Here is a 13,907-nt window from a genome sequence, read left to right as displayed (position 1 = left end):
GACGAGGAGCAGCTTCTGATTAAAAAATCAAAAAAGTATAAAGAATTCTTGATCAATTCCAGTTGCTTTTCTCGATTTATTTACTATACACTCGGGCAGTGAGGGTCGCTTAACCGCCGTTCCCTGAGGGCACTACCCATGACAGCCACTGAACCGTCCCCTGTTGAGACTCCCATAGAGATAGGGAATCTGCAAATCAGCCTACAGTCCTCGAGCTTTCTGCAAAATTTGCTGGGGTTGGTAGCGGAGACGCTAGAAGATGTCGTGGGTCTCGATGATGCCTCTGGGTTTATTGCCCTTGTAGGGCAGCAAATGGGCAATCAAATCAACGCTCTCTACACTCAAGCCCTTGGCGATCGCCCCCTTGATGCCAAGACGGTTGCCCAAATTCTTGTGGATCTCAAAAATCGCATTGAAGGGGGATTTTTCCTGATTGAGCAGGATGAGGAACGTATTATCTTAGGGAATCAGCGTTGCCCCCTTGGCAGTGGCGTGGTGGGTCATCCCTCGTTGTGCATGATGACCTCAAATGTGTTTGGTGTGATTGTGGCGCACCATTTGGGCTATGCCAAGGTCTGTATTGAAAAGGCGATCGCCAATGGGGATCAAGGGTGCCACGTGGTGATCTATACCCAACCTACTGCTGCGGCCTCAGCGGCCAAGGGGCGAGAATACTATCGCATTGAGTCAGTCTAAGCCAGTCAAGTCCTTACATTCCGGCGGGGTTAAGATGAGCGACTTTACACTCGATATTGGCGCATGGATCGATCTGTTGCCAGAGCCAACGCTGGTCATGAATGTCCAAGGCCAAATTGTGGCCATTAACCCTAGCGGTCGTGAATTTTTCGGCGGCAACGTTCTGGGTCGCAGCCTCAGTGAACTGGTGGTCACCCCGCCAGAGAAACTGCATCAATGGCTGCCCCTTTGGCAGCAAGCCACCCAAATGGTACCCGGCAGCCTCCGCAGCCACCAAGGACAAAAAATCGAAGTGGAAGCCGTGGGTATCCACCGTTGCCAGCCCCCCTTGATTCTCCTGCGCCTGTTTCGCCAGCCCCGTTTTCTGCGACAGTTCATCGTCCAACGGCAGCAGTTTCAGCGCTTGCAAGAGCAAATGGCCCGGCAAACAGCTCTAATTGTGGAGCTACAGCAGCGGCAAAAACAGCTAGAGGCGGAAAATCGCCACCTACAGGGGGTCTCACAGCAAGATAGCCTGACTAAATTGGCAAATCGCCGTGCCTTTGAAGCCTGTCTGCGGACAGCTTGGCGGGAATCGGCCACCACCCATACCCCCTTTGCCATTGCCCTGCTGGATATTGATCACTTCAAGCGCTATAACGACACCTATGGCCATCTGGCGGGCGATCGCGCCCTGCAACGGGTTGCCCATGCCATTAAATCCCAAGTGCGGGAAGCTGATCTCGTGGCTCGCTATGGCGGTGAAGAGTTTATTCTCCTGTTGCGCCACACCCACCATGACGTTGCCATTTGCGTTTTAGAGCGGATTTTTAACTACATTCGCAGCCTAGGGATTCCCCATGCCAGTTCACCAGTGCAACCCTACCTCACCGTCAGTGCCGGCATTTGCATCGTGAGCGCCACCCTTAGGGACTGCCCAATGGCGGAGCTGGTAGCGACTGCTGATGCTGCCTTGTACGAGGCCAAACGCTCAGGGCGCGATCGCTATGTGTTACAAACCTATGCTTGGATGAGTGCGCCTGTCTCTTCCAGCCAAGAAATTCAGTCCTACCCCTAGGGAAAGCCCCTGTAGCTGCCCCTGCTAGATATAATGTGGGTGGCCAAAGCACGGCAATCCCCTAGCCAAAACGTGATAGTTGATCGCGGTTGGGACGTTGTGTTGCAGAATGTAAAGCTGAGTAAATTTTTGGAGATCGTGTAGCCCATGTACAATGCGACGAATTCTGGCAGTCGGATGTTTCGCTATGAAGTGGTGGGACTGCGACAAAATGCCGAAACCGATAAAACCGACTATGCCATCCGCAACAGTGGCAGTCAATTTTTCAACGTTCCCTATGACCGCATGAATCAGTTTATGCAGCAAATTACCCGCTGGGGGGGCAAAATTGTCAGCATTCAACCCCTCGATGGTACGGCTGCGCCCTTGGCTGCCACCACGGAACCCGTATCCAATAATAGTGCTGCCCCAGTTAAAGAAAAGAAAGTTGATATTCCCGTCAATATCTATCGTCCCAATAATCCCTGCATTGGTAAGGTCATTTCCAATGAAGAGTTGGTGCGCGAAGGGGGCGAGGGAACCGTCAAGCATATCATCTTTGACATCTCTGGTACTGAGTTGCGCTATCTCGAAGGCCAAAGTATTGGCATTATTCCTGCGGGTACTGACGCCAACGGCAAACCCCACAAGCTGCGCCTCTACTCGATTGCCTCGACCCGCCACGGTGACTTTCAAGATGACAAAACCGTCTCCCTGTGTGTGCGGCGCCTAGAGTACAAGGACAAAGAAACCGGCGAAACCATCTATGGGGTCTGTTCTTCTTACCTGAACCAACTGCAACCTGGCGATGAAGTGAAAATCACTGGGCCCGTGGGTAAGGAAATGCTCCTGCCCGATGATCCAGAAGCAACGATCATTATGTTGGCAACAGGAACGGGGATTGCCCCCTTCCGTGCCTTTTTGTGGCGCATGTTCAAAGAAAATAATCCAGACTATCAATTCAAGGGTCTGGCATGGCTCTTCTTTGGCGTTGCCTATACCGCGAATATCCTCTACAAGGATGAGTTAGAAGAACTGCAGGCAAAGTATCCCGATCAGTTCCGCCTCACCTATGCCATTAGCCGTGAGCAGAAAACCCCCGACGGCGGCAAGATGTACATCCAAGGTCGCATTGCTGAGCATGCGGATGAAATCTGGCAACTCCTGCAGAAGAAAAACACCCATGTGTATATTTGTGGTCTGAAGGGGATGGAGCCGGGTATTGATGAAGCAATGGCAGCAGCGGCAGCCAAAAATGGTGCCGATTGGCAAGAGTTCCTCAAGGGCACGCTCAAAAAAGAAGGCCGTTGGCACGTGGAAACCTACTAGGGAGCTCAGTTGGGGGGCGATCGCCCCCTTTTTTCCTCAATGCCAAGTGCCCTTTGGATCTGTCAGGATAGAAGTAAATCACCTGATCGAGCTGTTACTGAGAAATCAATGTGTGGCGTAGGGTCGCTAAAATGTAACCTATTTAACGCCAAGTCATGAGCATTCTCGTATTCTTCTAATGGTGAGTACCCAGCGATCGCCTATGATTTATCCTCGCTTTCTGCGCAAAGCCTACCGTAAAGAACCCATCTCCGCCTTCCTTCTGCTAATGGGAGGTGTGGATTCAACCATTGGTGGCTTGGGGGGCTACAACGGTCTGCTGCTATTGGGTCTAGGTTTGATGGGCAGCGCGCTGCTCTATCGCCTGCTCCAGCGATCGCCCGAACGTCCTCTCCCTGAGAAAGTGCCCCAGTATGCGCTGCCGCCCCAATCCTCCCAGCCCTTGCCGATGCTGACGATGAGCAAAAAACAGCCCCCCCTGCGCTAAGCCAAAGCCGAGATCATCGTCTGAAATTTCCACAGGATTTCCTGCCATTCCCGTTCCGGGTGAGAGCCTTTGACAATCCCCGCCCCAGCAAAAAGATGGGCATGGTTGCCCTGAAGGTGGGCAGAGCGAATTCCGACAATGAATTCCCCTTCTCCGCTGGGTGTCACCCAACCAAGGGGAGCAGCATAACCATTGCGATCAAAGGGTTCCAGTTGCCGCAGCCAGTCCTGTGCCCGTGAAGCAGGATACCCCGCCACTGCGGGCGTTGGATGTAAGGCCGCCACCCCTTGGAGAATATGAATGGGTTGCGGCAGCGGAGCCTGAATCAGCGTTTGCAGATGTTGGATATGACTTAGCTCAAGGATGTGCGGTTTGGGAGGCACCTCACAGGTCATGCCGAACTGTTGGAGGGTTTGGCAGAGAAATTCAACAATGACCTGATGCTCGTAGCGTTCCTTGGGGCTGTGGTAAAGGCCATTGCGCAGGCTTTGATCCTCCTGTTGGGTTTGCCCACGGGGACGGGAACCCGCCAAAGCATCGGCACAGAGAACGCCATCGGCAATCTTGACCAAGCGTTCGGGACTCGCCCCCAAAAAGACCTGCTGCCGCTCTTGGCCAACACTAAAGATGTAGCAATTGGCGTACTGCTGACGCAGATTTTGCAACGTTCCCAGCCAGTTGAACCCCTGAGGCTGCTCTAGGGTGAGGGCAGCGGCCAAAACCAATTTTTCGAGGTCTCCCTCCTCAAGGAGCTTGAGAGCCTGCTGGACACTGGTAATAAATTGCCCGTATTGCTCAGTTAGAGGCGGTAGGGCGATCGCCAGTGGTGGTGGACAGGGGGGCGGATCAGCCAGAATGTGGGTCAGTGCCCGCTGCACTAGTTGCCAGTCTTGCCAGAGGCGATGGGGTGTACTGGTCTCTAAGGCACAACTAAGGGTGAGCCAAACCTGATCCAGACGCTGAATCACCTGCCAGCGGGGTAAGAACCCCCAGTTAGAGCCTAGGTGATCCCAAAAACTAAATTGACAGAACAGGCGCGGTTCGGCTGGAGCGATCGCCCACACTCGGCTGAGGATTTGTTCACTAAAACGCTGGAGTTCCCCAAACCGTTGATGTCCCTGAACACTGCGGGTCGCCACCGCACCACAGGCAGCAACAATCTCTCCCGCTTGCTCAAGGTAAAAATGCTCACTTTCGCCACTGACCTGCATCAGGCCAGCCAACAGCATCAGGGGATCAACGGTGGGTAAGGAGATGCCTAAACTGAGGAACTGACAATTGGCCTGCTGTGCTGCCTGCATTCCAGCGCTGACCTGAGTATAAAACTCGGACTCAGAGGCCAAATCAAAAGTAAGGGGCAGCGAAACGGGCATAACCAAACAAGGTCAAGATTGCCCTTACATTTTCCCCTTGGCAGGGAACCTTTGGCAAAAAGACTGGAACTTCCCTGTCTGCCTAAGTATGCTGAGGAGTAGGATCACAGTCTATTTCTGAGGCAAACATGGCTAAGGTTGTGAAAACAGATGCGGAATGGCAAGCTCAACTTACCCCTGAGCAGTACTATGTCACCCGCAAGAAGGGAACGGAGCGCGCCTTTACGGGCTGCTACTGGAACAACAAAAAGCCCGGACTCTATCGCTGTGTCTGCTGTGGCACGCCGCTCTTTCGCTCTGAGACCAAGTATGACTCTGGCAGTGGCTGGCCGAGTTTTTGGCAACCCCTTGACCCCAAAAATATCCGCATGGAGCGGGATCTGTCCCATGGCATGGTGCGCACAGAAGTTCTCTGTAATGTCTGTGATGCCCACCTCGGCCATGTCTTTGAGGATGGCCCGCCACCCACGGGACTGCGCTACTGCATTAACTCAGCGGCACTGGAATTTATCCCTGACTCTGCCGCCTCTTGATGACCCCCGTGATTGAACAACTGCAAAGTCTCAACCGCATTTTGGTAGAACTGGCGCGGCGGCAGCCGTTCCACGGAGCAAACTTTGAGGAGATTTTGCAGGACATTCTCTGGACGAGTGCCCGCAGTCTCAATGTGGCACGGGTGAGTCTGTGGTTTTATTCGGGCGATCGCCAGCAAATTCAATGTGTGCAGTTGTTTCAGCAGTCGCCCCAGGCCTTTACGGTGGGGATGACCCTCACCGCTAGTCATTACCCCGACTATTTTGCTGCCCTTGAACAGGAGCGCACCATTACGGCCCATGACGCTTGGCACGATCCCCGCACGCGGGAGTTTCGCAAGACCTATTTAGAACCTCTTGGCATTACCTCGCTGTTGGATGTGCCGATTTGGGTTGAAGGGAGCATGATTGGCATCCTCTGCCACGAACACATTGGTTCACCCCGCCAGTGGACTATTGCCGAAGAGCAGTTTGCCGCTTCCCTCGCGGATCTGGTGTCTTTGGTGGTGGAAAGTCGCGATCGCCACCGTGCCCTCAGAGCACTAGAGGAAAGTGAAGCCCGCTTAGCCACCTTCTTTCAAGCCACCTCTGAGGCAGTAATCATCCATGAGCAGGGGACAATTCTTGATGTCAACGCCGCAACTGAACGGCTGTTTGGCTATACGGCTTCAGAACTAGTGGGGCAGTCGGTGTTGTTGCTGACCCATCCAGAGGCGCGATCGCTGATTTTAGAGCGAATTCAGCAGCCCATTGATGTTCCCTTTGAAACCCTTGCTCGCACCAAAAGTGGTGAAGCACTGATTGTTGAGGTTCAGGGAAAATCCATTCTCTATCGGGGGCGCTGGGCGAGGGTGGTGGGAATACGGGATATTACCCAACGCAAAACCGCTGAACAGAACGTACAATTGGCTGCCCAACGGCAACAACTGCTGGCGGAAATTGCCCTGCGCATTCGCCAAACGCTGGAATTGCCAGAGATTCTCAATACCACGGTGGTGGAAGTGCGCCGCTATCTCCTCAGCGATCGCGTGTTTATTGTCTCTTTTGATCCGAGGACAGAGGAGATTCAAGTGGTGGCGGCGGCGATGGCGCCCCAGTGGCACACGAATCTTGAGGCTCTCCTGCAAAACGTGCATTACCGTTCACGGCTGCTGACCACACCAGCCACACTCTCCTGCGAGCGGGAAATGCTTGATCCCCATCTGCGACAGGTGTATGCAGCGCACCATATCCAGTCTTGTCTGCTGATTCCGATCCAACATCAGCCCCAGGGCCCGTGCTTTTTACTGGGAGTCCACCAATGTGACCGCCCGCGACAGTGGCAGCCCTACGAGCGCGCTTTTTTGGAGCAGTTGGCGACTCAGGTGGCGATCGCCCTGCAACAAGCAGAACTTTATCAACAACTGGCGGCCTTAAATGCCAATTTGGAACAGCAGGTGGCCGAGCGTACCGAGCAGTTGCAGCAAAAAATGCGTGAACTAGAGGAACTCAACCACCTCAAGGATGTCTTTTTGCACGCCGTGTCCCATGATTTACGCACCCCTGTCCTAGGTACCCTGATGGTCATTAACCATCTCTTGCAGAACAACACCAGCGACACGATTCCTGTGCCCCGCAGCACCTTGACCTGTATTCAGCATAGCCAGCAGCGGCAACTACATCTGATTGAAACACTGCTGCATATTGACGTGGATCAGCAACCTTCCCTCTCTTTGGCGATCGCCCCCACATCCTTAGCCACGCTTGTCAAGGAGATCTTGGCGGAGCTACAACCGCTGCTCCAGAAAAATAAAGCCACCGTGAAACTTGATATCCCCCCCACGTTGCCCCTTGTGCCTGTTGATCCTATGCAACTGCGGCGAGTCTATGAGAATTTGATCACCAACGCCCTCAAACACAATCGTCCCGGGATCACCATCACCCTGACGGCAGAGGAACAGGGAGATAGCCTTTACTGCACCGTCAAGGATAATGGCGTCGGCATCCGCCCTGACCAGCGATCGCACCTTTTTGATCTCTATTATCGTGGCGGTGCAAACCAGCATCGCACGGGCATTGGTTTAGGTCTGTATCTCTGCCGAGAAATTATTATCGCTCATGGGGGTGAAATCGGCGTCAAAGAGGGCGATGCGCAGGGAGCGACGTTTTGGTTTCGGATTCCCTTAGCCAACCCAATTTAGAGCATTGTTACCCTTGACAAACCCAAGGAAAAGCGAGAGACTTAAGGCCAACTTCATCGTTTTCTCCCGGTTTCCTGTAAAATGGCCAGTTGAACCTTTCTGTTTTAACTCAACTCTCGTGGGCGTTTGTGCATAGGTTCCCTTTTAGCCACGAAACTAGGATTGTTAAGACATGAAACATATCATCTGGCTTTTATCCCTCTGACCTGTCGCGGTGACTCCGCTACGGCACGTCAGAAAACTCTTACAACTCATACATTTATTTATTAGGAGCAATAGTGAGTCGTTATGTTGGGCAAACTCCGTGACCTCATGGGCCTAACCCCAGAGACTGACATCTACGATGAGGAATACCCTCAAGGAACGGCACGAACGCTAACCACGGAACCGGAGGTGGAACCGCTGCCCGCATCGCGGCCAACCCTGAGTCATGACTTTGACACTAGTCCGTCTCCCTCAGTTGCCACTGGTTCAGTGCCGACGGGATCAGCTCCTTCGAATGTGATTGGGATGCCCAATGCCGGTCGTTGGTGGGGGGCAGTGGCGGAAGTTTTGGTGATGCAGCCCCGCAGTTTTAGTGAAATGCCTGAGGTGATCAAGGCTCTTAAAGAGCGGAAGTCTGTGGTGCTAAATCTGACCTTGATGGAGCCGGAGCAAGCCCAACGCTCAGTGGATTTTGTTGCCGGTGCCACGTTCACGATTGATGGTCACCAAGAGCGTATTGGTGAAAGCATTTTCCTGTTTACACCGAGCTGTGTGCAAGTGAGTACGCAAGTGGGTGGCGTTCGCCCAGCTACCACACCTGTTGCCCCCCCACCCGCTTGGGGGATGAATGCCCAACAACAGCGTAGTGCCTAGGGTGCCGGCTCTTGGGATCATTGGCTGTGGCCGCATGGCGGAGGCAATGCTTTCGCGGTTGCTGGCAGATGGTCTCTTGCCAGAGCAGGTGTGGGTATCGGCGCGATCGCCTCAGCGGCAGCAGTATCTAGCCCACACCTATGGGGTCAGGGTGACAACGAACCTAGAAGTCGCTACAGCTGAAACGCTCCTACTGGCGGTCAAGCCACAGGTCTTTGCCGATATTGAGTCAGAACTGGCGGATACGCCGGTAGCTCAGGGCACTGGCGTTGCCCTTTCCATTATGGCAGGGATCAACAGTGGGCGGCTGCGGCGACTGTTTCCCCAGCGGTTGATCTTTCGGGCGATGCCGAATACACCAGCCCAAGTGGGCGCCGGCGTGATTGCCCTTGTTAGCGATAGTGCCGCCAGTGAACTGGAGATTCGCAAGATTAAGAATTTGTTAGGGGTACTGGGGCAGGTGGTGGCTGTCAGTGAAGGGCAAATGGACGCAGTCACCGCACTTTCTGGCTCAGGGCCTGCCTTCGTTGCCCTGATGGTGGAGGCACTATGCGATGCGGGGGTGGCAGTGGGGCTATCGCGATCGCTGACACAGGAACTCGTTTATGGCACAATAGCAGGCACAGTACAATTACTTAATGAGCGCGGGCTGCATCCGGCGCAACTCAAGGATGCGGTCACCAGTCCTGCGGGGACAACCATTGCGGGTCTCGAAGTACTGGAAGCTGCTGGTGTGCGTGGAACCCTCATGCAAACGGTAAAAGCGGCCTACGAGCGTGCCCAAGCCCTCAACTAAGTGCCTATGCCCAACTCTCCCACAACCGCTGACCCCCCCGCCATTGAAGGCTTAGATGTGAAGGTGGTGTTCATTGACTACTTTGCCTGTGTCACTGCCATCACTGCCTTGAGTTTGAGCCAAATTTGCCACTGGAGTCTGTTGTCTCCCCTGCCCTACCGTTGGGGACTAGCCGTGGGGGTCGTCGTGGGAGCGATCGCGGCCTATTGGCATCACACGAAAGTTCTGGCGGTGTCACTGCCACAAATGCCACAACTGGAGGCATGGCTGAGGAATAACGGCTATGGAAGTGTAGAGACCGACAATAATTTGGCGATTTACCGATCGCCCCAAAGCTGGCGACGCGGAGCCATTATTTTAGAAACCTTGGGCGATCGCCGGCGCGTGTACAGCCGCGCGGTTACCATTGGGCAACTACAACGGGACTTGGCTGAGGGTGGACTGTGACTGACTTTGGACGTGTGATTACCGCCATGATTACGCCATTTACAGAGGATGGCGCGATCGCCTACGATGTGGCGGCAGAACTGGCACAGCACCTTGTGGCCAACGGTTCCGATGGTATTGTTGTTTGCGGCACTACCGGCGAATCCCCCACCCTCACTTGGGAAGAGGAATTTCAACTCTTTCAAACAGTGCAGCAGGCTGTGGCAGGCAAAGCCAAGGTGATTGCAGGTACGGGTTCCAACTCCACTCGTGAGGCTATTCATGCCACGGCAAAGGCCGCAGAACTCGGCCTCGATGGTGCCCTCTTGGTGGTACCCTACTACAACAAACCCCCCCAAGAAGGACTCTATGCCCATTTTCAGGCGATCGCCAAGGCAGTGCCAGACTTTCCCCTCATGCTCTACAATATCCCCGGCCGTACAGGGCAGAACCTGCTACCAGAAACAGTGATCCGCCTTGCTGACCATCCGAACATTGTTGCCATCAAAGAAGCCAGCGGCAACCTTGACCAAGCCAGCACCCTTCGTGCCCAGCTGCCGCCACATTTTCGCATTTACTCTGGGGATGATTCCCTAACGTTGCCATTGCTGGCCGTGGGTGGTTATGGTGTCGTCAGTGTGGCCAGTCACCTTGTTGGTCGACGCATTCAAGAGATGATCCAAGCTTTTGTCCAAGGAGCGACGGCCAAAGCCACTGCTATTCATTGTCAACTATTGCCCCTGTTCAAGGTTTTATTTGTGACGACGAATCCGATTCCGATTAAAGCTGCCCTCAGCCTGCAAGGTTGGGCGGTGGGTGCTCCCCGACTGCCCCTCACGTCTGCGAGTGACGCTGTGATTGACCAATTGAAGCCTGTTTTAGATGCTCTTGGCCTACTGAAGTCTTAAGACAACGCTGGGCATTTCCCAAGCTGCACCTTTTTTGTTGTTTCATCGTAAGGAGACCTATGAGTCAATCCGCTGCAACTGCTGCCCTGAAAATTATTCCCCTCGGTGGGCTGCACGAAATTGGCAAGAACACCTGTGTTTTTGAATTCCAAGATGAAATTATTTTGCTGGACGCAGGGTTAGCTTTTCCCACTGATGGCATGCATGGGGTCAATATCGTCTTACCCGATATGACGTACCTGCGGCAAAACCGCGAAAAAATCAAGGGAATGATTGTGACCCATGGTCATGAAGATCACATTGGTGGCATCCCCTTTCATCTCAAGCAGTTTGATATTCCCGTCATCTATGGCCCTCGCCTTGCCATGGCGTTGCTGCAAGGGAAACTCGAAGAGGCAGGGGTTGGCGATCGCACCGAACTGCGCACGGTACAGCCGCGGGAGATGGTGCGTTTGGGCAAAAACTTCCTTGTGGAGTATATCCGCAATACCCATTCCATTGCCGATAGCTTCTCCGTGGCGATTCATACCCCCATTGGCGTGATTATCCACACCGGGGATTTCAAATTTGACTTTACCCCCGTTGATGGCGAGTGCTTTGACATTCAGCGGCTGGCAGAGCATGGAGAAAAGGGGGTTCTCTGTCTCATTAGTGACTCCACCAATTCGGAAGTGCCCGGCCACACCCCCTCGGAGCGATCGGTGTTTCCCAACTTGGATCGTGCCTTTAGCCAAGCAGAGGGGCGGATTATTTTTACCACCTTTGCCTCTTCGGTACATCGCCTCAGTATGGCCTTGGAATTGGCGCAAAAGCATGGCCGCGTGGTTTCGGTCTTGGGGCGATCGATGCTCAATGTCATTGCCCATGCGCGGCAGTTGGGCTACATTCACTGCCCAGACGATCTCTTTGTGCCACTGCACATGATGCACAAGTACCCCGATCATCAGGTGATGTACCTGACCACTGGCTCCCAAGGGGAACCTCTGTCTGCCCTGACGCGGATTTCCAAAGGGGAACACAACAAAATTAAAATTCGCCCCGGCGATACTGTGATTCTCTCGGCTCACCCCATTCCGGGGAACACGATTGCCGTGGTCAACATGATCGATCGCCTGATGATGCAAGGCGCCAAAGTCATCTACGGTCGCGAACAGGGCATCCACGTCTCTGGCCATGCCTGCCAAGAGGATCAAAAGCTAATGCTGGCCTTGACGAAGCCCAAGTTCTTTTTGCCCGTTCACGGTGAGCACCGCATGCTGGTGAAACATGCCCAAACGGCTCAGAGCATGGGCATTCCCCCGGAGAATATGGTGATTATTGACAACGGCGATGTGGTGGAACTCACCCGTGACTCGATTCGGGTCGTCGATAAGGTGCCTGCTGGTATTGAGTTACTGGATCGCGGTGGCATTGTCAAAGCCCATGTGCTGCAAGAGCGACAACAACTGGCTGAGGAAGGCATTATCACCGTGGCGGTGGCGGTGGGTACTGATGGCAGTCTGAAAGCTACTCCTGAAGTCCACCTGCGGGGCGTGGTCACGGCGATTGAGCCACAGGCTTGGCAGGCTTGGGTACATGCCACGGTCGAAACTGCTTTGAGCGATCGCTGGAGTGAATATGCCCGCAACGGCGATATCGATTGGGCAGGGGTCAAAGCCCACATTGAACGGGAACTGGTGCGACTGGTGCGCCGTGAACTTCAGGGCAATGCCTCAGTCCTATTGCTTCTGCAACCCATCGAAGTCACCCCCACTGTGACGACAGGAATTCGGCGGCGTCGCAGCACCGCTTCTGTGGTTGGCTAGCATCAAGCCCCTTGGGCAGGAGAAGGTGCCTATTTTGTAGGGCATCCCTGCCCGTTTATTTTTGTTGCCGCTGCGCTAGCTAGCGTTGAAACGCTCGGGGGCTTTCAGTTGATTTCTTGCCGAGCAATAGCCCCTCAACACGTTCAACTGATTAGGAAGCAACTCGACCATAGTTAACAACTAAAGCTAGAATTACAATAACTGACTAGTACCAATGTCGCAAATAAAAATTGTGGCGCGCAATGGATACTGATTATTTTGATCTTAATTCGATGACTACTGCAGCTCAGCATCCTGACCCTTGTGTGCGTCGGCAGGTAGCGCAGTCTGCTACTACTTCACCAAACATTTTGCGGATGTTGGCCAATGACCCCCATGAAAAAGTGCGCCTTGCGGTTGCAGCCAATGGCAATACCCCTGCTGAAGTCCTAGAGGCTTGGCTATCGGAAGCTCAAAGCAATAAACCGTTAGCAAAAGCTCTTGCCCAGAACCTCAGTGCATCCCATACTCTCCTGACAACTTTAGCACAACATCCAGCGGCCAATGTCCGCCGTAAAGTGGCGATGAATCCCCAGACCCCTCCAGCGACCCTCTATAAACTAGCTGAGGAATTTCCGGCGGCAGTAGCTCGCAATCCTGGGATGGAACTCCTTGTGCTCCAAGACAGTGAACGACAGAGCATTAGTGATGAAACCTTAATACGAATATTAAAGCTTACAGAGCCGCCGACTTGGGCATTGACAGTTGCAGTTCAGCGTCAAAGCGCAAAAGTAAGACAGCAGGCGGCTAGGGCAACAACGATTCTTCCTGAACTCCTCGAAACCCTTGCGAAGGATGAGAATAGGGATGTCCGCCAAGCGGTAGCGGGGAACCCCAATACTCCTGCTTCTGTTTTGGAAACCCTTGCTGAGGATGAGGATAGGGATGTCCGCAGAGCAGTAGCAGAAAGACCTGAAATTGTTTCGTTGATTGAGGAGGCTAAGAGCAACGACACCGATACCATCCAACTAGCAGAGCTAGCTAGCCACTTTTGTACGGATGTTCGCGCAGCAGTAGCGGGGAACCCCAATACTCCTGCCTCTGCCCTCGAAACCCTTGCGAAGGATGAGTATTGGGCTGTTCGCGCAGCAGTAGCGGGGAACCCGAATACTCCTGCTTCTGTTTTGGAAACCCTTGCGAAGGATGAGGATAGGGATGTTCGCAGAGCAGTAGCGGGGAACCCGAATACTCCTGCTTCTGTTTTGGAAATCCTTGCTGAGGATGAGGATAGGGATGTTCGCGCAGCAGTAGCGGGGAACCCGAATACTCCTGCTTCTGCCCTCGAAACCCTTGCGAAGGATGAGGATAGGGATGTTCGCGCAGCAGTAGCGGGGAACCCGAATACTCCTGCTTCTGTTTTGGAAACCCTTGCTGAGGATGAGGATAGCGATGTCCGCAGAGCAGTAGCAGAAAGACCTGAAATTGTTTCGTTGATTGAGGA

Annotated in this window: 13 protein-coding genes; 12 read left to right on the top strand and 1 reads right to left on the bottom strand. The window is 53.7% G+C overall.

From position 1 onward, the window contains the following. Positions 1–138 precede the first annotated feature (138 nt). The 4 genes from RHK62_RS05405 to RHK62_RS05390 all read left to right on the top strand — a co-directional run bounded on the left by RHK62_RS05405 (position 139) and on the right by RHK62_RS05390 (position 3,548). Entirely contained in the window at positions 139–696 is a 558-nt protein-coding gene (locus tag RHK62_RS05405) for a methanogen output domain 1-containing protein (protein ID WP_302679025.1), read from the top strand. Positions 697–730: 34 nt separating this feature from the next. Beyond that, complete coding sequence (locus RHK62_RS05400) at positions 731–1,753, top strand: diguanylate cyclase domain-containing protein (protein WP_310453412.1); 1,023 nt, start codon at positions 731–733, stop codon at positions 1,751–1,753. A gap of 147 nt (positions 1,754–1,900) precedes the next feature. Next, the gene (petH, locus tag RHK62_RS05395; protein WP_206201351.1) at positions 1,901–3,061 is read left to right on the top strand and encodes a ferredoxin--NADP reductase; all 1,161 of its coding nucleotides are present in this window, start codon (positions 1,901–1,903) and stop codon (positions 3,059–3,061) included. Positions 3,062–3,239: 178 nt separating this feature from the next. Continuing rightward, the gene (locus RHK62_RS05390; RefSeq protein WP_226971987.1) at positions 3,240–3,548 is read left to right on the top strand and encodes a hypothetical protein; all 309 of its coding nucleotides are present in this window, start codon (positions 3,240–3,242) and stop codon (positions 3,546–3,548) included. On the opposite strand, the gene RHK62_RS05385 is transcribed toward RHK62_RS05390, so the two are convergent. Then, positions 3,545–4,921 carry an isochorismate synthase gene (locus RHK62_RS05385; RefSeq protein ID WP_310453411.1) on the bottom strand — a complete coding sequence of 459 codons (1,377 nt, stop codon included), beginning with the start codon at positions 4,919–4,921 and terminating at the stop codon, positions 3,545–3,547. The two genes, RHK62_RS05390 and RHK62_RS05385, sit on opposite strands and share 4 nt — an antisense overlap. Positions 4,922–5,049: 128 nt before the next feature. On the opposite strand from RHK62_RS05385, the gene msrB reads away from it, so the two are divergent. The 8 genes from msrB to RHK62_RS05345 form a co-directional block, all read left to right on the top strand. Further along, positions 5,050–5,454 (top strand): peptide-methionine (R)-S-oxide reductase MsrB, encoded by a 405-nt coding sequence (gene msrB / locus RHK62_RS05380; protein ID WP_206201348.1) that lies wholly within the window; start codon positions 5,050–5,052, stop codon positions 5,452–5,454. Then, positions 5,454–7,634: a GAF domain-containing protein gene (locus tag RHK62_RS05375; RefSeq protein WP_310453410.1), complete on the top strand. Its 2,181-nt coding sequence runs from the start codon at positions 5,454–5,456 to the stop codon at positions 7,632–7,634. Before msrB ends, RHK62_RS05375 begins: the two co-directional genes overlap by 1 nt. A gap of 288 nt (positions 7,635–7,922) precedes the next feature. Continuing rightward, positions 7,923–8,492, top strand: coding sequence for a cell division protein SepF (locus RHK62_RS05370; protein WP_206201346.1), 570 nt, complete (start codon positions 7,923–7,925; stop codon positions 8,490–8,492). Continuing rightward, positions 8,467–9,288 carry a pyrroline-5-carboxylate reductase gene (gene proC, locus RHK62_RS05365; protein WP_206201345.1) on the top strand — a complete coding sequence of 274 codons (822 nt, stop codon included), beginning with the start codon at positions 8,467–8,469 and terminating at the stop codon, positions 9,286–9,288. The genes RHK62_RS05370 and proC overlap by 26 nt, the downstream gene beginning before the upstream one ends. A 6-nt stretch (positions 9,289–9,294) precedes the next feature. Continuing rightward, positions 9,295–9,735: a hypothetical protein gene (locus tag RHK62_RS05360; protein ID WP_310453409.1), complete on the top strand. Its 441-nt coding sequence runs from the start codon at positions 9,295–9,297 to the stop codon at positions 9,733–9,735. Further along, the gene (gene dapA, locus RHK62_RS05355) at positions 9,732–10,622 is read left to right on the top strand and encodes a 4-hydroxy-tetrahydrodipicolinate synthase (protein ID WP_310453408.1); all 891 of its coding nucleotides are present in this window, start codon (positions 9,732–9,734) and stop codon (positions 10,620–10,622) included. Before RHK62_RS05360 ends, dapA begins: the two co-directional genes overlap by 4 nt. A gap of 59 nt (positions 10,623–10,681) precedes the next feature. Continuing rightward, complete coding sequence (locus RHK62_RS05350) at positions 10,682–12,427, top strand: ribonuclease J (protein WP_206201342.1); 1,746 nt, start codon at positions 10,682–10,684, stop codon at positions 12,425–12,427. Positions 12,428–12,699: 272 nt separating this feature from the next. Continuing rightward, positions 12,700–13,907: HEAT repeat domain-containing protein (locus RHK62_RS05345; RefSeq protein WP_310453407.1), on the top strand; the 1,208-nt coding region annotated here is incomplete at its 3' end.

The sequence above is a fragment of the Thermosynechococcus sp. HY213 genome (assembly GCF_031460975.1).
Lineage (GTDB): Bacteria > Cyanobacteriota > Cyanobacteriia > Thermosynechococcales > Thermosynechococcaceae > Thermosynechococcus.
This window is presented reverse-complemented; position numbering and strand designations above follow the sequence as displayed.

Coding starts and splice junctions, on each gene's coding strand:
- RHK62_RS05405 (WP_302679025.1), top strand. CDS start 139: ATGACAGCCACTGAACCGTCCCCTGTTGAGACTCCCATAGAGATAGGG.
- msrB (WP_206201348.1), top strand. CDS start 5,050: ATGGCTAAGGTTGTGAAAACAGATGCGGAATGGCAAGCTCAACTTACC.
- RHK62_RS05400 (WP_310453412.1), top strand. CDS start 731: ATGAGCGACTTTACACTCGATATTGGCGCATGGATCGATCTGTTGCCA.
- RHK62_RS05385 (WP_310453411.1), bottom strand. CDS start 4,921: ATGCCCGTTTCGCTGCCCCTTACTTTTGATTTGGCCTCTGAGTCCGAG.
- RHK62_RS05370 (WP_206201346.1), top strand. CDS start 7,923: ATGTTGGGCAAACTCCGTGACCTCATGGGCCTAACCCCAGAGACTGAC.
- RHK62_RS05375 (WP_310453410.1), top strand. CDS start 5,454: ATGACCCCCGTGATTGAACAACTGCAAAGTCTCAACCGCATTTTGGTA.
- RHK62_RS05360 (WP_310453409.1), top strand. CDS start 9,295: ATGCCCAACTCTCCCACAACCGCTGACCCCCCCGCCATTGAAGGCTTA.
- RHK62_RS05390 (WP_226971987.1), top strand. CDS start 3,240: ATGGTGAGTACCCAGCGATCGCCTATGATTTATCCTCGCTTTCTGCGC.
- proC (WP_206201345.1), top strand. CDS start 8,467: ATGCCCAACAACAGCGTAGTGCCTAGGGTGCCGGCTCTTGGGATCATT.
- petH (WP_206201351.1), top strand. CDS start 1,901: ATGTACAATGCGACGAATTCTGGCAGTCGGATGTTTCGCTATGAAGTG.
- RHK62_RS05350 (WP_206201342.1), top strand. CDS start 10,682: ATGAGTCAATCCGCTGCAACTGCTGCCCTGAAAATTATTCCCCTCGGT.